This is a genomic window from Legionella maioricensis, assembly GCF_023618015.1.
GTDB lineage: Bacteria > Pseudomonadota > Gammaproteobacteria > Legionellales > Legionellaceae > Legionella > Legionella maioricensis.
This window is the reverse complement of sequence record NZ_JAJKBJ010000024.1, coordinates 1-19,046: the sequence shown is the minus strand read 5'-3', so window position 1 is coordinate 19,046 and position 19,046 is coordinate 1. Positions and strand designations below refer to the sequence as shown.

The window sequence follows — 19,046 nt, the reverse complement described above, 5'->3', positions numbered from 1 at the left end:
AAAAGGATGACAACAAATTCAGTTAATGGGTCCAATTCTGCAGCAAACCTGGGTTTAAATCAGCCAGATTCTGCTTCAAGAACAAGTTTAGGCCAAAAGGATTTTTTACGCTTGATGGTCGCGCAGGTTAAAAATCAAGATCCAATGCAGCCTCAAGCTAATGGTGAATTTTTATCGCAGTTGGCTCAATTTAGCACTAATGATGGAGTGACGAGAATGCAAGAGTCTTTACAGCAAATGGCTTCATCGCTACAGTCTAATCAGGCTTTGCAAGCTTCTGCTCTAGTGGGGCGCAAGGTTTTGGTTAATAGCGACCATCTAAGTTTGGGCTCTGAAGGGGATGTAAAAGCAGCAATTGATATGCCTTCAGGCCTGAGTAACTTAACTGCATCGGTATACTCAGAGTCCGGGGAGTTAATAAAAACAATTCCTTTGGGGCAACCAACCCCCGGATTTTTCCAATTTGCCTGGGACGGTACAGGGCAAAATAATCAGCGTATGGCGGCAGGCAATTATAAAATTTCTGTTCGTGGTACCTATTCTGGAAAGGAGGTATCCTTAAATACAATGACCTCAGCTAATGTGGACAGTGTCAGTCTTGGGCAAAATGGCGAAGGCTTAAAATTAAACGTTGCCGGAGTAGGCTCAGTATCACTGGATCAAGTAAGACAAATAACAGTATAGTTATAAGTATCTGCAATCCCTTGATTAAGAGGGGAAAATAAAAATTATAAGCAGGAGGCTAATATGGTTTTTAATACAGCGTTAAGTGGAATTCAAGCAGCAAGTAAGGCTTTGGATGTAACCGGTAATAATATTGCCAACTCAGCAACCGTCGGTTTTAAAGGGTCTCGAGCCGAATTTGCAGATGTTTATAATTATAATGCCTATGGTGTAAGTAGAACGGCAGTAGGCGGGGGCGTGAGTCTTTCTCGAGTCAGCCAATCATTTGCTACCGGGGATATATATGGAACAAATAATGCCCTGGATCTTGCAATTAATGGCTCAGGATTTTTTATCCTGAACGACCAGGGAGCTAAAGCTTATACTCGAGCGGGTCAATTTAGCTTAAACAATCAGAGCTATATAGTAAACGACAAGAATCAACGTCTAACAGGATTGCTTGCCGATAATAATGGTAACATCACAGGGGTTTCTGGTGATTTACAAATTAATACTGCGAACATAAAACCTAAAGCAAGTTCTGTTGTGACTGCGGGTTTGAATCTGTATGCTACCAGTACTCCTGCTGCTATTGACTGGACAGGGGGCGCAACACCGGTTAGTGATACTTATAACAATACTACCTCATCAACTGTTTACGATAGTTTAGGTAATTCCCATGTCTTAAGTATGTATTTTATAAAAGCGGATCCTAATGCCCTCGCCGGCGCACCAAACGCTGCGTCACCTCCAGGTACACTGGATCAGTGGTATGTTGCTTTTCAAATTGACAATCAGGATGTTCCTGCTCTTGGTGGAGCTCAGAATACTAATAATCTTTTTAGAGCAAATTTTAATCCCGATGGCTCTTTTGCAGGGGTTCAGGACACAACCAATACCGGATTACCTAATAATTTAATCCCCTTAACCATGAATTTAAACAACGGAGCTAATCCATTAAATTTAAATATTGATTTATCTGCAAGTACTCAGTTTGGTAGTCCATTTGCGGTGCAATCAACATTCAATGATGGTTATACAACTGGAAGTCTGGCGGGATTGGATATAGATGTCAGCGGCGTTATTTTTGGTCGTTATACGAATGGTCAGGCTATGGCTATGGGGCAAATCCAGTTAGCCAACTTTGCGGATCCCGAAAGTTTGCAAAATGTGGGTAATACCAGCTGGGCTGAAACCACTGGTTCAGGCCAGGCTCTGATTGGCGTTGCGGGGACCGGGGGATTGGGTTCAATTAATGCGGGTAACCTTGAGCAGTCGAATGTGGATATAACAAATGAGTTAGTCGATTTAATAACGGAACAGCGTAATTTCCAGGCTAACGCCCAAACGATACGTACAGGGGATGCTGTAACACAAACCATTATTAATATACGTTAGGAGATAAATGATGGATCCTATCCTGTATAACGCCTCCAGCGGCGGTCGAGCTGAGTTTAACAAGCAGGCAATAATCGCCAATAATTTGGCGAATGTGAATACGCCTGGTTTTAAAGCAGACCTGTACCAAGCGCAAACCATGTATATGGGTAATGGTAATAATGCAAGCAGACAAACTTTTAATGTTCAGGGGCCTAATGGTATTGATCTAAGCCCTGGCGAAATAATTCCTACTGGTCGTGACTTGGATGTGGCCGTTGATGGAAATGGATGGATTGCATTGAAAGACACTCACGGACGAGAGGTATATACGCGGGGAGGTAGTTTGCGTGTAGGCGTGAATGGTCAGTTAACTACTGCTTCGGGCAAGGCTGTATTAGGGGATGGAGGACCTATTTCCATCCCGCCAGCCCGATCGATTGAAATAGGATCAGATGGAACCATTTCCATTATTCCGTTAGATGGTAATGTCAATGAATTGGCAGTATTGGATCGGATTAAGCTGGTTACTTTGGATAAGAATAATGTAGTTAAAAACGATGAAGGTATGATACAACTTAAGCAAGGACTTAATGCGCCTGCTGCTGATGCATCAATTAAATTAATTAATGGCGCTATTGAAGGCAGTAATGTGAAAGCGGTAGAGCAGATGGTAGAAATGATCAGTGCCGGTCGGGAGTTTGATGCTCAGATGAAAATTTTATCGACAGTTGATGATAATTCACAAAAATTGGCACAAGTATTGCACGAGTAGTTCCCATGATAATTAAGAATTATTGCAGGAGGCTTTAATGGAACCAGCACTATGGGTGAGTAAATCTGGCTTGGAAGCTCAAGATCAAACTATTGCTACCATTGCGAACAACCTGGCTAACGTCAATACAACTGGTTTTAAAAAGGGCAGAGCTATATTTGAAGATTTGATTTATCAAAACCTCCGTCAGGCAGGGGCACAGTCTACTGCAAATTCGCAGATCCCCACCGGTATTAACATGGGAACTGGGGTGCATTTAGTTGCTACCGAAAAATTGTTCGCTCAGGGCGGGCTGCAGAATACACAAAATTCTTTGGATGTCGCTATAGAGGGCGCAGGATTTATGACGGTCATTATGCCTGATGGCAGTTTGGCTTATACTCGCGACGGTAACTTAAAATTAAATAATGCCGGTCAAATAGTCACCAGCAATGGTTATTTAATTCAACCCACGATGACTATTCCCGCACAAACCGAGAACATTACTATTGGTAATGATGGCACGGTGAGTGTTACTGTAGCAGGAAATAACGCCCCCTCTGTTCTGGGAAATATTCAATTAACCAATTTTATTAATCCAGCGGGATTACAACCTATTGGCCAAAACCTGTTTTTAGAAACTCAGGCAAGCGGGAATCCTTTGACTGATAATCCCGGTAGTTCAGGCTTAGGTACATTATTGCAAGGGAATTTGGAAGCTTCTAACGTCAATGTGGTTGAAGAGTTAGTTAACATGATTCAAGCACAAAGAAGTTATGAGATCACCGCGAAGAGCATACAGACTGTAGATAGTATGCTGCAATATTTAAATCAAGCACTCTAAGCGGATTATATTAATGAGATTATTTGATTGCGCTGTAATCACTTTGATTGGTGTTCTTTTAAGTGGATGTGAGGCTTTAAATCCGCCTAGTCAAGGAACAGATCCGGACTATGCCCCCACATATCCTGATACACCAGATCCCAAACAATTAAGAAAGGTTAGTGGTGCAATTTACAGCAGTGAAACAGCTTTACCCCTTTTTGAGACGCCCAGAGCGCGACATCCGGGAGACATATTAACCGTATTTTTGGTAGAAAATACTAATGCTCAAAAGAATGCCTCGACCGTTCAAAAGAAAAATGAACAGGACAAAATCGTTAATGCAACCTTTTTAGGTAGGCCCATTAGTTTTGGGAGTGGGTACAGCATGGACTTTGATTTAAATAATCAACGGCAATTTACTGGTCAAGGACAATCGCTACAAAATAATCAAATGACAGGAAGTATCTCGGTTACCGTAGCGAAAGTATTTCCTAATGGAAATATGGTAATTCAAGGCGAGAAGTGGGTTAACATTAATCAGGGAAAAGAGTACATACGATTATCGGGTGTCGTTCGTCCACAGGATGTTAAAGCCGATAACTCTATTACTTCTGATCGAGTAGCAAATGCCAGAATTTCTTATGGCGGCACTGGTCAGATTAATAATGCTAACGCTCAAGGTTGGCTAGCCCGTTTTCTGTGGAGCCCTTTATTCCCAACTTAATTTTGAATTGATTGGACGTATCTTTTATTATGGATGTAACTAAATGTGATTCCGGTTGTGGAAGTCCGTCGATCATTGGATTCGATGTTCTGTGCCTTGTTCGGCCTTGTTGCATCAGCAAAATTTGCGCACATAAGTCGAAATAGTTTTAAGTATTCATAGCAGTAAAGGGTTTGATTCCGATAATTATAATAAGGACTGTAAAATAATAACTTCGACAAGGACAGTAATGCGGCCACGAATGCTGATTATTACAAGATTGTTAGCACTATATTTGATAACAGGCCAGGTTTTTGCTGAGCGGATCAAAGATATTGCTACTTTAGCTGGGGTTCGTACTAACCAGTTAGTTGGCTATGGCTTGGTAGTCGGGTTAAATGGTACAGGGGATAAATCCGGTACCAAATTTACAGAAGACAGTTTTGCCAATATGCTCACTCAGTTAGGAATAAACATTCCACCAGGACTCAAACTTAACTCCAAAAATATTGCTGCGGTAATGGTGACGGCCAGTTTGTCTACTTTTATGAAAAAAGGACAAACTATGGATGTTAATATTTCATCTGTGGGGGATTCAAAAAGTTTATTGGGCGGTACCTTGCTGCTTACGCCACTCAAAGGAGCCGATGGGCGTGTCTATGCTATGTCTCAGGGAAACGTGGTTGTTTCAGGTATCAGTGCCTCCGGAAGTGACGGCTCAAGCGTTACCGTAAATGTACCCAGCGGAGGGCGAATTCCAAATGGTGCTACCGTAGAAGCAGATATTCCAAATCCTTTTTATTTTTCAAAATCACTGACTTATAATTTACATAGTCCTGATTTTACCACTGCGAAACGGATGAGTGATGCCATTAATGAGTTGATGGGCCCCGGAACCGCAAGAGCTATGGATGCTACTTCTGTCGTAGTGACTGCCCCTAAACAATTGAATCAACGGGTGGATTATGTCTCTGTTCTGGAAAATATAGAATTTAAACCTGGCGAGCCAAACGCCAGAATCATTATTAATGCGCGCACTGGAACTATTGTGATATCAAGTAATGTCATCGTGAAATCTGCTGCCGTGTCGCATGGTAACCTGGTGGTGAGCATTACTGAGACCCCAGTGATCAGTCAGCCTAATGCTTTTGCTGGAGGTCGAACAGTTCAGACTCAGCAATCACAAGTTAATGTGGACCAAAAAAATAATCATGCCTTCGTACTTCCCAAGGGAACAACATTGAAGGATATAGTCAGAGGAATTAATGCGGTAGGAGCGACTCCTGCTGATGTGATATCCATACTTGAAGCTTTGCAACAGGCAGGCGCATTGAATGCAACGTTAATCGTTATATAAAGGTGATAACATGGAGTTACAAGGTATTGCTACCAGCGACTTTCAAGGTTTAAATGAATTAAAAGTGCGGGCAAAAAATGATGCAAAACAAGCCTTGCCTGAGGTTGCAAAGCAATTTGAAGGAATATTTTTACAATCAATGCTTAAAAGCATGAGAATGGGACAACATTTTCTTGATGAATCCAGTCCTTTTAGCGGAAAGAATCAGGCAACTTTCCAAGAGATGCTGGATGCACAATATGCAAGTAATATTGCCAATTCTAAAGGGGTGGGTTTTGCTGCCATGCTTGCAAAACAGTTACAGGGAACCGTCGGTGGGGGCGATCATAAAACCGCAGATGCGGTTCAAACCAATGTTAAAAATACGTCATTTTTAAATGAGCCAGCGAAAATAAAGGAAACATCCACTGCAGGTATTGATGATTTTGTTAAGTCTATTTGGCCTAAAGCAAAAGAAGCTGCATCAGTGATGGGACTTGATCCGAAGATCTTAATTGCCCAAGCCGCTTTAGAAACAGGATGGGGAAAATTTATTGCTAAAGATGCAGATGGAGCGAGTAGTAATAATTTATTTAATATTAAAACAGGGAATAACAAAGATTTTGAATCAGTTAAAGTTAAAACAACCGAGTATATTGCCGATACACCCATTAATATGACTGAGTCTTTTAGAAAATATTCGTCAGTAGAGCAAAGTTTTAATGATTATGTTTCTTTAATTAAAGGAAGTGAGCGTTATCAAAATGCTTTAGCGCATGCTGGAAACCCGGAGCTTTATGTTAATGAACTACATAAAGCGGGTTATGCCACCGATCCAATGTACGGTAATAAGATCTTATCGATTTATCATGGAGAGGATTTGAATCAGGCAATGCAACGATGCGGAATATCAGGGCAAATCTGATCATTTAAAGCGAATACGATTAGTTTAGGGAGTGAACGAGTATGTCCATATTGAGCATAGCCAATTCAGGATTGAATGCATTTCAGAGCGCATTAGCTGTAACTGGAAATAATATAGCGAATGCCAAAACCAGAGGTTATTCGCGACAAACGATTAATTTTACTCCCAGTCTTTCGCAACGATTTTCCAGCTCTTTCATTGGTACTGGAGTATCAGTGAATTCAATTTATCGCAATGCCGATCAATTTGCCAATTATCAGGTTAGAAATACGCAAAGTTTTAAATCGCAATATGAGACTTTTTACCAGCAGGCATCGCAGATTGATAAATTGCTTTCCCAAGATGGAACCAATATTTCAACGTCGTTACAATCATTTTTTGACGCCCTGGGTCAATTGAATAACTCTCCTGATACAGGTGCTTCTCGAGATGTTACCTTAAGGCAGAGTCAGTTATTAGTACAACAGTTTAATTTTTTGCAAACAAAACTGGATGAGTATCAAAATAATTCTACAGCTCAAATTTCACAGGCGACTCAGCAGATAAACCAAATCACTCGGGGGATTGCTGATGCTAATCGCCAATTGATGAGTACTCCTGACGCGCCCGAATTGCTCGATCAACGGGATGAGTTGCTAAAGCAGCTTTCTCAATTTGTAGATGTAACCACATTTGATCAAGGGGATGGGACAATTAATGTGGGGATTGCCAGTGGAGAAATGCTGGTAGCAGGAACAGCGCAACGAGATCTGGTTGTCTCTTCCGATCAATCCAATACGGCAGGTACCAAGGTTCTTTTGGGTAATGGGGCCGGGCAATTGGATATTACCTCCAAATTAACCTCAGGCATGATTGGTGGTTTGTTGACCTATGAACAGAGCGTCCTAGGCCAGGCCAGTCAGATGATAGGCCAGATGGCTATAGGATTAGCGCAAAAATTTAATGCCCAGCATCGGTTGGGCATGGATATGAATAATCAATTGGGCAAGGATTTCTTTACTGACTATAACTCGCTAACCCAACAATTAAATCGGTCTACTGCTTCATCTAATAACACTGGAACAGGGGTATTGTCAGTAAACATTTCCGATATATCTCAAACTCAATTAAGCGACTATCAGTTAGTCGTAAGTGATGTACTAACAAATCAGATCCGGGTAATTCGTCAATCTGATGGGGAATCTACGATACTCAATTGGTCCAGTAATCCGCCTGCTCCTCCTGCAGGACAAGTCGTGATTGATGGTATGACGATTACTGTCGATGATATTGCCAATCTTGCCAATAAAGATACTTATACACTTACCCCAACTCGCGGTGCAGCGCGTGACTTTGCCTTACAAATTACCGATGCACGCCAGATAGCTATGGCTTCTCCAGTAGTTACTTCGGCTTCATTAAGTAATACGGGCATAGGACAGATTGCATTAGGTACGGTCTTTAATACAACCGCAGTGAATAACCAATACCGAATTGATTTTATTTCTGATACGCAATTTAATTTGGTTGATCTGACTAATAATACGACCACAGGTCCTCTTCCCTTTGTTCCTAACAGTGACAACACGATTCAGATACCAGATGCCCTTAATCCATCATACTCTGTAGTTTTATCTGGTATACCCAAAACGGGAGATCAATTTACCGCCAATTATAATGCAGGGGGAATAGGGGATAACCACAATGGTTTATTACTCGCGGGTCTACAAAGTAACAAATTTTTTTCTGGTGGATCAGAGGGGCTTTTTGATCGATATTCCGATTTACTGGTTGATGTAGGTGGTCAAACCAAACTGGCAAAAAATAGTTATGAAGCTTCAGACATCTTGTTTAAACAGGCTGTTGATTATCAAGACAGTATTAGTGGGGTGAATTTAGATGAAGAAGCTGCCAATTTATTAAAATTTGAGCAAGCTTATGAAGCTGCCGGGAAATTAATGGCGGTTGCCAATCAGATGATTAATGTATTATTCGATATGATGAGGTGATAAATGCGTATTTCAACGAATCAAATTTATGAACGTGGATTAAGCAGTTTATTAATTCAGCAGCAAAAAGCCTCCCAGTTGCAAGAACGACTCTCCAGTGGCTTAAGAGTAGAGTCACCTGAGGATGATCCTATTGCAACAGCTCAAATTGAACTAATGAATCAACGGATCAGTACTACTGAATTACTACAAAAGAATCGTCAGAACGCCGTAAGCGCGCTGACTTTGGAAGAGGGCATCCTGGGGAGTACCGCTACCGCATTGCAACGGTTACGAGAAATTCAGGTTCAGGCAGCCAATGCCTCTTTATCTGAAGACGACCGTAAGTCTCTAGCTGTAGAGGCCAGTAATCTCTTAGGTCAATTACACGATTTTGCCAATACAAAAGACGTTAATGGTAGTTATATGTTTAGCGGGGGGCAGGCTGCAACTCAACCTTTTTCTTTAAACTCGTCTGGACAATATGTTTATAACGGAGATAGCACACAGCGTTATCAAGCGGTTAGTGGCAATTTGCAAATGGCAATTAATGACACGGGTGATGACATTTTCATGCGTATATTTAATGGTAACGGTACTTTTGCCATATCTCAAACCACAATTCCTCCTAATGCGGGCACTGCTTCAGTGAATACGGGTTCAGTAGTAAATCCTACGGCTTACGTACCTGATAATTATACAATGAGTTTCGCATTAAACAGCCAGGGGAATCTTGTGGTCATGGTAAGCGGCGCTGTAAGCGGCAATGTAATCCCACCGACGGGGTTACCGGATGATGCTCCATTATATCAGGATGGTTCATCCGTCAGTTTTAATGGGATGACGATGACTGTGAGCGGCACACCGCTTCCAGGGGATTCTTTTTCTATTACTCCTGCCCAGAATGAATCAATTTTCGCGACTGTGCAAAGCATGATTGCCAATTTAAACCAACCTTACGGAACACCTGTTGAAAAAGCAGCAACACTGACCCAAAGTAATCAATTGCTTGCACAATTAGACAGTGCTCTTAACAATGTTTTAAATTATCAATCTGATGTAGGGGCACGTTTAAACCAACTTGATTTAGCAAACGATGTAAACACTAATTTACTTCTGGTAAGTCAAGAGACACGCAAAAAGCTACAGGAAAATGATCCGGTAGCTGTTGCAACTGAATACAATTTACAATTAGTTAACTTGCAAGCGGCACAACAAAGTTTTGTCCGCATCCAGGGACTATCGGTTTTTCATTATATGTAAGGGGCTGAGGAGTTTGTAACCTGGGTGACACGAGGTGAAACCCGGGTTTCAGATCTAACGAGCCTCTATCCAGACTACTCACTTATTTGCGGGCTCCTGCCATGCGGCCTGGTTGCAACCACGCAAAGAATTTATTACCAAACAAACCGGATAAAGAAACTACCCCTACGCTAATTTATTAGTGTTATTACATAGCCAAGAACACTTGAAGAAACCTGGTTGCGAGTAAATCAGGTTACGTTTGCTTAATCTTACCTTAATGTGAGTGGTTTAATATTATATCATAGTGTATAAATTAAACCCACAAAGGGATGAGGGGGTTGTATGCAAAGTAAAGGTGAGATTCTAAAGCAAGTGGTAGCAGACACACAATGGGGCAATAAAAAAGGAGTGACCACAATTATTTTAGGGGAGGCTTGTGGATATCCTTTGGGGCTTATAAAGAGCAGATCTTGTAAGCAACCTATAGACTTCGATGCTTTGTGTTTAAACAGTGGAAAGGATGACGGGAATAAACTTGGATTTATTGATTTCGTATTTGATCATAAAACGGGCTTTATTGGAGTAACCTTTAGTAAGAATCTTAATCCATTTGGACATGACGGAATTGCTAATTCCTTGCAGTCTGCTGGCTGGACAGGAAGTGACCCAAGACGAGCTGCAATTGTCGGCGGCCGAATTGCATTTCTAAATGGTACGTTTGTCAGTACAGAATGGAGTGGTCATTACGGAGAGCTGTGGAATGCAAATATCATTGGACATTTTCAAAGTGTTTTTTATTGGACTACAAAACAACCCATTCAGCATATTAAGTGGAAGGATGACGCTCCAAAAGAAGAGGGCGCAGTGGCTGTTGCAGTAGCTGGTCAGGATGCAGAAAAACCTCAAGCGAGGCTGTTGGTGAGTTGTGGATTTTTTTGCGTTAATAATCGCACCACTAAGGACGGTGTTAAGGCCAATACACCTTTGATAGATGAGCTGTCCGACGTAGTCGTATCCTATTTGCCGAAAAAATGATGGGGCCCGGGGCATACGGTCTGCCTAGCAGGCGTGATGCTGGATTTTGGTGCCGCGAAACAAGAGCATTTTCCCCATTACGCTGTCGCCTCAGGGCATCAATATAACCTTTGCTCCTGTTGAAGGTTCTGCTAAGGGAGTATTACCCTCTAAAAATGCTGACAATCAAAATCAACGTTATCGTGGCTATCAAATGGGTTTCACTCATAATGCAAGTGGGAAAGTAATCGATCTGGTTAATTTTCATTTAAATTACGAATATGATCATCGCCAAGATCTCATATGATTGCAACCAGGCTTGCTTAAAAAGGTGGGGGGCTTCCTCATTTATAACACTTTTGCTACTGGCTTAATTTTTGAAATTTTATCCGCAATCCGCGTTGGCTCAGGCAAGCGATATTTGGTTAAACACTGGAACACCAAATCCACTGCCTTTTCTTGTCCAATCCTGTGTCCTGGGGAAATAAATAGTGGTTTTACTTTATCTTTGGGGCGCAGAACCGTACCTATTTTTATCCCTTTATCAGTCAGCTCGTTCCTGCTACCTTTTGTAAGATTGGGCTCCCTATACTGGCCGGTAAGTTTTGATTTCGCCACACCTATAGACGGGATATCCAGTAATACTCCTAAATGAGCTGCAATACCCAACCGTCTTGGATGTGCAATGCCGTGTCCATCAACCATTAGCAAATCTGGTTTTACTTGCAGTTGATTAAATGCTGCTAATATAACGGGAATCTCTCGGAATGATAAAAGTCCAGGCACGTAAGGGAAATGAGTAGGTAGTTCTGCTCTTACGATATCAATGGGTGTTAACTCATCCATCTTCATAATAACAATAACGGCAAAACTCAAATTATTTTTGATATCGTAGCTGCAATCGATCCCGGCAATATATTCTATCTTGGCAAAATCATCGTATATCCTCACCTCACCCCTAAGTTTTTCTTGGATAGCAATGGCTTCTCTTGCATTTTGGGGCCAACAAATATCAGGAATGGACGCTTTAGTTATCATAAAAAATCCTATGGAGTGGATTAATTTTGTCTCAATTAGCAACTACGCAATCAGGAATCCTATCATTTGTGTAATAGATATCAAAAGAAAATAATTTCATGATATTTGAATAGACAATCAGATCCCATGATTAATCGCTAGCAATACATTATTGGCATTTAGCGTATCCTGGTTGCTTGCAACCAGGATACGCTTGCTGATGGAGAGGGGTACCTCGCTACAACATTGGTTGACTTATAATTAAACAAAAAGTATAATTGTTCGCAGCTGATTGGAAATTCAGTTGAGCTCGCGACCTATCTTCTCCTAAGGGACTAATGGAGAACTGGTTCTCCCTAGCTTTAAGCATTAAACGGGTTCGTCGCTGAGGTAAAGACTTAATGGATGGTAAAGTGTATTCATACATCTTTTCTCCTGGGGCTTTGGTTCAGCGAACTAGCTTTTTTCTTCGCATCATCGAACTCTTTAAGTCTTGTTTATTCCTTAATTGGTACTCTCGATAGACATTAGCACTATCGTCTCAAACAGAATAAACGCCTTCAATGCCGATTGAATCCCTTTTCATCTTTCATAGATTAAATTGAGGAGTTCATGAATGACCGTTTCTAAAATAGAACATAATATTATTTTTCCAAGAAAAATCCAAAGGGGGCTAGGGTTTTTGAATCAATTTCCCCAAAAACGTTTTTTCCAATTATTTGTACACGGCGATGTGCATCTTAGAGAAAATGGCCAAAATGGATTTGAATCGCGTGAGCCTTATTGTGTCAGGCGCTTCTATGATGGCTTTATCCACGCAATTCATAATATTAACGGCCCTCTCTCCGTAAATCTTTTACTTGAAATTCATGCAGCTGCCACGAAGGGACTGCAAGGTGAGTTCAGAACTACTAGGATAGGAAAGTTTCGTAATTGTCCAATGCAAGCAATTACGTTTGATAAAGATATGTGCACCATAGAGGGCATTAAAGAACAGATTAGAATAGGAGAATCATACGAGGGAGGAAATATTCTTGGTGGATCGATAGAGGTGTATAGACCTGATGTCTCTAGAAAGATTAATCTTTTATCTTTTCGTTATTTTTCCATAGTGAGTAAAGCACAAGCGATATATGAGAATAGCAACCAAAGTCCTCTTTATTTCACACCACCGTCAAATACTGCATTATTAGCTGAGGAAGCTCAAAAAATCATTGACGACTACTTAACTCAAATACAGGAAGCTCAGAATACTGATGCTGAACTATTGGCAATTGTATGCTGTGCGAAAAGAATGTTACTACTTCATCCTTTTGAAGACGGTAACCTACGCGTATTTGTTAATATCATGCTCAACTTTTTGTTAATCCAACGCGGATATCCTCCCTGTATTTTTTATAATCCAAATGTTTTTTATTTATTTGCAACAAAAGAGTTAGTTGAGGTAGTAAAAATTGGCATTATGGATAGTATTTTTGTTATAAATAACCCGACTATGCCTTTATTTGGATACGATGTATGTGATGAGAAATATATGACAGAAACCCGAGAGTTGAAGCGAGCTATTCGGAGGGAGAATAAAACGTATTCGACGTTTCAAGAAGAGCTAGATACTAAAACTCAAGAGTTGGAACAAGATTTTTACACCTCCATAAATCCTGCTGTTAAAATATTCCATCAAGTCGCAACCCAAGGACGTATAGAAATCCTTGATGAAATGCAAACAATCGAAATTTTACAGGCAAGAGGCCCTGAAAATACAACCACTCTTTTTAAAGGAAAAACATTAATTCAGTTAGCGTTTTTAACAAACCATTGTGATTTATTATATTCTTTGTTAAACGATAATCCTCAACTGATTAATGAAAAAGATTTATCAAATAAAACTATCGTACACTATGCAATAGAACATAACCAACTTGATTTAGTCGCTTATTTATGCAGAAATCCCTATTTGGACTTGGAGTGTGAGCCTATCAGCTATTTAAACTTTGCCGTTATGAATAATGATTTAGAGGTCGTAAAAATATTGCTTGAACATGGGGCTGTGGTAACCGAAGACTGGTATAAATTCATACCTGGCGAGAGCGTTAATAAAGAAAAACTTCACGATTTATTCACTGCATATAGTGCTGGATTGTCTCACAGAAGCTAAGCTATAAAAGCACATAATGCGAGCACTTTTTAAATTTGTATAGAGAATTAAGGATCATTTGAATTATATTCATTACAATCCAGTGAAATATCAATTGGTTCAAAAGATGGGGGATTGGCCTTATTCAAGTGTTCATAGCTATATAAGAGAAGGCATTTTACCAAAAGATTGGGGGGGATTTCATTGTCTGCTTTATATGGGGATTTTGATTAATCAAAATCCTGGTTGCTCGCAACCAGGACTTCCATCATTTGTATAAAGAAAATAATTTTATGATATTTGTTAATAGACAATCAAATCCAATAGTTAATCGCTAGCAAGACATTATTGGCATTTAGATCAAGACGAGCATATCCGTTAGGATCTACTAAGCCATAGATACTGGGTATTTTCATTTTGATAGCATTTCCATAATTTACATAAGAATATTCTGCGCGCAATGACCAATTTTGCATAAAAGCCCATTCGATACCTGCGCCTATTAGCGAACCGGCTTGATTAGTATTTTTGGAATAATAGTCCCCCCCCTCATTTGTATAGGCCAATCTTACATTAGCAAAGCTGACTCCAGCTGTTAAATATGGAAGAAGAAGGCTTTTATTCCAATTAACGGCACTACCCACTCGGCCCTTAATAGAACTTTGCATCTTATTCCTAAATGAGAAGCGATCAGAAACATTGAGATTATTGGGGCAGTTACAACCTAATGTAACTTGTTGATTCGTGTTAAAGGTGGCATTAGCTTCTATGCCTGATACAAGGTAGTTGGGAAGTTGATATATATAGCCCAATTGTATACCAGGAGAGTAAGTTGAAAAATCTGAACTGGTATTACACGTTTCACTTGGGTTAGTAAAACCTAACTGTTGCGATTTTAATTGGACATTGCTAAAAACAAATCCCTCATTCACGCCAGCATAAAGTCCAGTCCAATTCTTTAATAATGAATAGTTGGAGGAGTCATTATTAGCATAAATTGTTTCAATCAGAGCCATTGCTATCATAACACTCTTAGCCATTATCGAAAGTTTATTCATGGTGCGATTACCTTTAAAGGATTAGAAACGATACCATCTTTTGTGCCAATAATGGTACAGGAACCGTTTTTACCATGCATCTTCAGATAGGTTTGAGAATTGGTCTGTCCAATTTGACAGGTGACATTACCAGTCCGGTTGGTAATAGTATAAATGGTGGAACCAGATCCTGGTACTGGTAAAGGTCCCAGGAGAACGGGCCTGCCACAACAAACAACGGCAGGATTCAGGATAGGAGAGCCATTTACTGTGGCTGGTATGTCAACGGACGTAGGAGGTGATGGGGGAGTGGGGTAGCCTAAAAAATCAAATTGCACGTATGTAGGGGCTCCGGCTGGTAGATAGGAGAGTGTATAAAGCGGGTTTTGTCCTGCAAATATGCCAGAATTACCTGTAAATGTGACGGAATCAAAGGTTCCTGTAATGCCTGATGAAGTGAGTAGGATGTATTGGCCTGGCTGAGCGTTTGGAGTCAGGTTGATTTCCAAGGTACCTGCTAGTGTTGCGGATCCAGTAACGGCAACTAAAGAGGTGCCGTTGGAATCAATATTGGTATGAACAAGGCTTCCGAGGGTGCCGTTAACTGGATCTGCTGAATTTAGAGCCAGGCTGCCAAGGGTAAGCGTTTGTCCGATGTCTGGAGAAATCGTCCCGGAATTGGCAAAGACATTTCCGGTCACGATTCCGCTTCCGCTGAGCGTACCTCTTTGTGAGCTGAAGCTGCTGTTTCTGCAGACGAAAACAGGTGCTTGATCGATCTGTCCATTCACTTTGAAATTCGCATTGTTAACTATGACGGATCCTTGATAATCCGTCGTGCCGTTGTATACAACAGTTCCATTTCCTCTAATACTGACATTGGTTCCGCCTGCGCCGAAAACGGTATCATCGGTAAATGCGACCTCCGTCCCGAGGGTCAAAAGGTCACCTGCTCCTTGCGCGATGAGTGTGAGAGAAGAACCTGTACGCAGGAAAATACTATTTCCCAATGCTGAGCCATCCAAGCCATCTGCCCCCCCGGGGCCGCCAGTTCCGTGAGTTCCCGCTTGTGTCGAATTGTTGGGGGTGTTGAAAGTAGTCGGAACTCCCGAGAGTGCCTGTACAGTGAAATTTAAATTACTATCCACAAAAATAGCAGCGCCAAGACCGCTTCCTCCACCTCCGCCACCGCCCCCAAAGCCGGAGCCGTAGGTATTGGCGCCAATCCCTCCGGCTCCTCCACCAAGATTTCCTGTATCAGTTCCACCTACAGCAGTGGGGCCATTAGAGGGGCCACCACCTCCACCGCCGCCTCCGCCAAGAGAATTGCCGCCCTCCGCAGGCGTCGTACCCGATTGGTTGACTCCACCGCCACCGCCGCCACCGCCAAGTCCTCCCGAACCACCTAATACAGCATATGCTGTATCGTAAGCACCGGTACCAGCGCCGCCTCCACCGCCACCGCCATAGCCGCCATTTCCAGATTGTCCATCAACTTCATTAGTAATATCTGTTACGACGACCCCACCTCCGCCGCCTCCCGCCCCATCTCCTCCATTACCTCCGGAAGGTACGGGATTCTGTCTGCGTAATGGTGGTATAGAGCCTTTAGGCTGCAGTCCATTCGTCCCAGAGCTTCCTCCTCCGCCTCCTCCAGGCGCTATAGCAGCTCCACCACCACCTCCTCCCGCATTGTTTCCTCCACTATTGCCTCCTCCACCAGAACCAGCAGTAATGGTAAGACCATAACCATTTCCATCCTGTCCAGGGTTTTGATCTGAACCACCATTCCCTAGATTTGTAAGCACTCCTAAGGTGGCGAGGGATCCCAGACCGCCGCCGCCACCGCCCCCACCGCCAATGCCGGATGGGTCGTTAGTCGAAAGAGTGACATCCCCACCATTACCACCAAAACCTCCGCCTCCAGCCCCCCCGGTAATTCCTGTAGTTGTAATAGAACCTCCATTACCGCCCAAGCCACCACCCCCGCCGCCTCCCTCATTACCTGTAGAAGAGGAGCCTAAATAATTTCCTCCATTTCCACCAACAGCAGAGCAGTTATTTATCGATACATTCATCAAGGTGATTGAAGGATTCGAGCCATTTAAAAAAGATTGCGGTGCGTAAATAGCTCCTCCAGCACCCATGCCACCGCCGGCCCCCGAAATTCCGTCTCCACCATTACCTCCTTTTGCGGTCAGATTTTGAAAGATCATGTTTTGAATCGTCACATTCCCCATTGGAATGAAAAAGCCGCTGTAGGCGCCATTGTTACCGTCAATTGTGACTGTAGGAATAGAGCCTGGGTTGCCAATAGTGATATTCACAGGATTTAAGGAGTTATTAATAATTGGAAGAATTCCATTGAGTTGAATAGTCATTGGAAAGGCAAAAACAATCTCATAATCATCGGGTATCGTTTGTAAATCATGATTCATTGAATTCAACCAATATCTCAGATCGCCTATCTCTCCTATGCCACCCGGATTATTGTCTGAGCTTAGTGTTACAGTGAGCGTTGTTAATGCGTACAAAGAATGAGAAGCGAAAAGAGAAATACAAAAAATCCAATCCTTGAATTTGAGCATGAGAAAACCGTTATATTTTTGTTTTTAGCATCCTAATATGTAAAAAAAGATTATTCAACATTTAAGTTGGGAAGAGGGAAATATTGATTATCTTAAATAATTTGTTTTATAAATTATGAGGTTAAGAAAATTAACGTTTTTCTCATGTCCCAAGTCGAATATTGGATTTTTTCTCAAGCCTTCTGAAGACGTATGATAAAAACCGTTCATGCACCATGATTAGCAAGTGTAACCTGTTGCTTACAACCAGGCTACGCTCGCTAAAAATGTAATTCGGAAGGGGATTTGATAAGTGTCCCGATACATCTCTATGTATCCCCATGCAAATCATACCCTTATAAATAGAAGGCTTTCCTGCTTTTTAATTACATGGAAATACACTGTTATATAAATAGGGCGCTCTATTCGCTATTTAAAAGAAGATTTAGATATTTGGTAGGATCACCAAAGAAAGCCGTAATCCATGCGGCTTTCTTTAATTGTTAATTTCGTACTCAATTAGCTCATCAAATGTCATAATTTTTAATTCTGGAATTATATAATCCGCATGTTTTTTTAATTTCTTCTCATCAGTTACAAAATAGGAGCATAAAGAAGCATCAATCAAATGGCGAAAGTCATCTGTTTTGTCTTTAGATGGTGGGGATTTATAGTTACGTGCTAGATAACTCATATATAAATTGGCTCTAATAGCAGTTTTGATTACAGCAAGATCATTTATTTTTAATATTAATTTTTCCGCGTAGAATTTGTTTAATGTTAAATGACATATTCCTTTGATTAAATGAATAATATTATCTCTTATCCTCGTTGTATCGCAATAAAACTGCTCAAAGCTTGTAATTTTAGAACATGTAAACAAATGGTTCCATTGGTTTTGATTATTTTTAATTTCTGATTCTCTTGAGCGTATCCTATGTATATCTATTTTAGATATATCTCCTTGAGAAACTTCATAAATTATTTTATTTAAATAAATTAGCTTATCTTCGTTGATTAGGAAGTCACAGTCATTTTCATAAATTAATCTATTAATTTGCCTTGCTAGTAACTCTGATGTAAGACAAGAGTATGTAGGATTTAAATCTTTAAGAATGGAGAATAATGCTATCCCAATCTTTGTATTTTTAACATTGTCAAAGGTTCTCGCTATTTCATAACACGTATGAAAATTCACAATTGGTAATAATTTTTTTTGCGATAATATGTCGGCCAGTTGCTTTCCTGAATAGCCTTTATAGAAACATGCATTTATTGCATTTGTTTCTAATAGTGCAGTTTCCATGTGTACTTCGATCCATTAATTTGAAGTATATTTTAATTATAGGAAATTTTAATTATTAATAATCATAATGTGCTTAGGAGGAAGTAGATCTTCTTCTATAGAGATGTAATCAAATTTATCATTACACATTCAATTTGCACCCTGGTCGCACCCTGTTATTTCTTTTTTCTAGGCC

General features: G+C 40.9%; 16 protein-coding genes. 12 read left to right on the top strand and 4 right to left on the bottom strand.

Annotated features, from left to right (window positions below):
* The first annotated feature begins 6 nt into the window (after nt 1–6).
* From LOX96_RS14865 to LOX96_RS14815, 11 genes are all read left to right on the top strand, one after another.
* Nucleotides 7–684, top strand: a complete 678-nt coding sequence (locus LOX96_RS14865) for a flagellar hook assembly protein FlgD (protein WP_250423639.1) — start codon at nt 7–9, stop codon at nt 682–684.
* 63 nt (nt 685–747) lie between these two features.
* Nucleotides 748–2,061 (top strand): flagellar hook protein FlgE, encoded by a 1,314-nt coding sequence (flgE, locus tag LOX96_RS14860; RefSeq protein ID WP_250423640.1) that lies wholly within the window; start codon nt 748–750, stop codon nt 2,059–2,061.
* 10 nt (nt 2,062–2,071) lie between these two features.
* Nucleotides 2,072–2,815, top strand: a complete 744-nt coding sequence (flgF, locus tag LOX96_RS14855; RefSeq protein ID WP_250423658.1) for a flagellar basal-body rod protein FlgF — start codon at nt 2,072–2,074, stop codon at nt 2,813–2,815.
* A 37-nt stretch (nt 2,816–2,852) separates the two neighbouring features.
* The gene (gene flgG / locus LOX96_RS14850; RefSeq protein ID WP_250423641.1) at nt 2,853–3,638 is read left to right on the top strand and encodes a flagellar basal-body rod protein FlgG; all 786 of its coding nucleotides are present in this window, start codon (nt 2,853–2,855) and stop codon (nt 3,636–3,638) included.
* Nucleotides 3,639–3,651: 13 nt separating this feature from the next.
* The gene (flgH, locus tag LOX96_RS14845; protein ID WP_250423643.1) at nt 3,652–4,344 is read left to right on the top strand and encodes a flagellar basal body L-ring protein FlgH; all 693 of its coding nucleotides are present in this window, start codon (nt 3,652–3,654) and stop codon (nt 4,342–4,344) included.
* Nucleotides 4,345–4,585: 241 nt separating this feature from the next.
* Nucleotides 4,586–5,680 carry a flagellar basal body P-ring protein FlgI gene (locus LOX96_RS14840; protein WP_431606650.1) on the top strand — a complete coding sequence of 365 codons (1,095 nt, stop codon included), beginning with the start codon at nt 4,586–4,588 and terminating at the stop codon, nt 5,678–5,680.
* Between the two features lie 10 nt (nt 5,681–5,690).
* Nucleotides 5,691–6,584 (top strand): flagellar assembly peptidoglycan hydrolase FlgJ, encoded by an 894-nt coding sequence (flgJ, locus tag LOX96_RS14835; protein ID WP_250423648.1) that lies wholly within the window; start codon nt 5,691–5,693, stop codon nt 6,582–6,584.
* Between the two features lie 41 nt (nt 6,585–6,625).
* Nucleotides 6,626–8,572 carry a flagellar hook-associated protein FlgK gene (gene flgK, locus LOX96_RS14830; RefSeq protein ID WP_250423649.1) on the top strand — a complete coding sequence of 649 codons (1,947 nt, stop codon included), beginning with the start codon at nt 6,626–6,628 and terminating at the stop codon, nt 8,570–8,572.
* A gap of 3 nt (nt 8,573–8,575) precedes the next feature.
* Nucleotides 8,576–9,814 (top strand): flagellar hook-associated protein FlgL, encoded by a 1,239-nt coding sequence (gene flgL / locus LOX96_RS14825; RefSeq protein WP_250423650.1) that lies wholly within the window; start codon nt 8,576–8,578, stop codon nt 9,812–9,814.
* 324 nt (nt 9,815–10,138) lie between these two features.
* Entirely contained in the window at nt 10,139–10,831 is a 693-nt protein-coding gene (locus tag LOX96_RS14820; protein WP_250423651.1) for a polymorphic toxin type 43 domain-containing protein, read from the top strand.
* Between the two features lie 49 nt (nt 10,832–10,880).
* Complete coding sequence (locus LOX96_RS14815) at nt 10,881–11,117, top strand: hypothetical protein (RefSeq protein WP_250423652.1); 237 nt, start codon at nt 10,881–10,883, stop codon at nt 11,115–11,117.
* Between the two features lie 41 nt (nt 11,118–11,158).
* On the opposite strand, the gene nfi is transcribed toward LOX96_RS14815, so the two are convergent.
* A complete protein-coding gene (gene nfi, locus LOX96_RS14810; RefSeq protein WP_250423653.1) occupies nt 11,159–11,848 on the bottom strand; it encodes a deoxyribonuclease V in 690 nt (229 codons plus the stop codon).
* Between the two features lie 595 nt (nt 11,849–12,443).
* Here nfi and LOX96_RS14805 point away from each other — a divergent pair.
* A complete protein-coding gene (locus tag LOX96_RS14805) occupies nt 12,444–13,982 on the top strand; it encodes an ankyrin repeat domain-containing protein (protein WP_250423654.1) in 1,539 nt (512 codons plus the stop codon).
* A gap of 293 nt (nt 13,983–14,275) precedes the next feature.
* On the opposite strand, the gene LOX96_RS14800 is transcribed toward LOX96_RS14805, so the two are convergent.
* The 3 genes from LOX96_RS14800 to LOX96_RS14780 form a co-directional block, all read right to left on the bottom strand.
* Entirely contained in the window at nt 14,276–15,019 is a 744-nt protein-coding gene (locus LOX96_RS14800) for an outer membrane protein (RefSeq protein ID WP_250423655.1), read from the bottom strand.
* Nucleotides 15,016–17,586, bottom strand: coding sequence for a hypothetical protein (locus tag LOX96_RS17585; protein ID WP_284498391.1), 2,571 nt, complete (start codon nt 17,584–17,586; stop codon nt 15,016–15,018). The genes LOX96_RS14800 and LOX96_RS17585 overlap by 4 nt, the downstream gene beginning before the upstream one ends.
* Before the next feature lie 475 nt (nt 17,587–18,061).
* A complete protein-coding gene (locus tag LOX96_RS14780) occupies nt 18,062–18,871 on the bottom strand; it encodes a hypothetical protein (protein ID WP_250423657.1) in 810 nt (269 codons plus the stop codon).
* Nucleotides 18,872–19,046 lie beyond the last annotated feature (175 nt).

Excerpts from the sequence above, each read along its gene's own strand:
- LOX96_RS14865 (WP_250423639.1), top strand. The coding sequence starts at position 7 with ATGACAACAAATTCAGTTAATGGGTCCAATTCTGCAGCAAACCTGGGT.
- flgE (WP_250423640.1), top strand. The coding sequence starts at position 748 with ATGGTTTTTAATACAGCGTTAAGTGGAATTCAAGCAGCAAGTAAGGCT.
- flgF (WP_250423658.1), top strand. The coding sequence starts at position 2,072 with ATGGATCCTATCCTGTATAACGCCTCCAGCGGCGGTCGAGCTGAGTTT.
- flgG (WP_250423641.1), top strand. The coding sequence starts at position 2,853 with ATGGAACCAGCACTATGGGTGAGTAAATCTGGCTTGGAAGCTCAAGAT.
- flgH (WP_250423643.1), top strand. The coding sequence starts at position 3,652 with ATGAGATTATTTGATTGCGCTGTAATCACTTTGATTGGTGTTCTTTTA.
- LOX96_RS14840 (WP_431606650.1), top strand. The coding sequence starts at position 4,586 with ATGCTGATTATTACAAGATTGTTAGCACTATATTTGATAACAGGCCAG.
- flgJ (WP_250423648.1), top strand. The coding sequence starts at position 5,691 with ATGGAGTTACAAGGTATTGCTACCAGCGACTTTCAAGGTTTAAATGAA.
- flgK (WP_250423649.1), top strand. The coding sequence starts at position 6,626 with ATGTCCATATTGAGCATAGCCAATTCAGGATTGAATGCATTTCAGAGC.
- flgL (WP_250423650.1), top strand. The coding sequence starts at position 8,576 with ATGCGTATTTCAACGAATCAAATTTATGAACGTGGATTAAGCAGTTTA.
- LOX96_RS14820 (WP_250423651.1), top strand. The coding sequence starts at position 10,139 with ATGCAAAGTAAAGGTGAGATTCTAAAGCAAGTGGTAGCAGACACACAA.
- nfi (WP_250423653.1), bottom strand. The coding sequence starts at position 11,848 with ATGATAACTAAAGCGTCCATTCCTGATATTTGTTGGCCCCAAAATGCA.
- LOX96_RS14805 (WP_250423654.1), top strand. The coding sequence starts at position 12,444 with ATGACCGTTTCTAAAATAGAACATAATATTATTTTTCCAAGAAAAATC.
- LOX96_RS14800 (WP_250423655.1), bottom strand. The coding sequence starts at position 15,019 with ATGAATAAACTTTCGATAATGGCTAAGAGTGTTATGATAGCAATGGCT.
- LOX96_RS17585 (WP_284498391.1), bottom strand. The coding sequence starts at position 17,586 with ATGCTCAAATTCAAGGATTGGATTTTTTGTATTTCTCTTTTCGCTTCT.
- LOX96_RS14780 (WP_250423657.1), bottom strand. The coding sequence starts at position 18,871 with ATGGAAACTGCACTATTAGAAACAAATGCAATAAATGCATGTTTCTAT.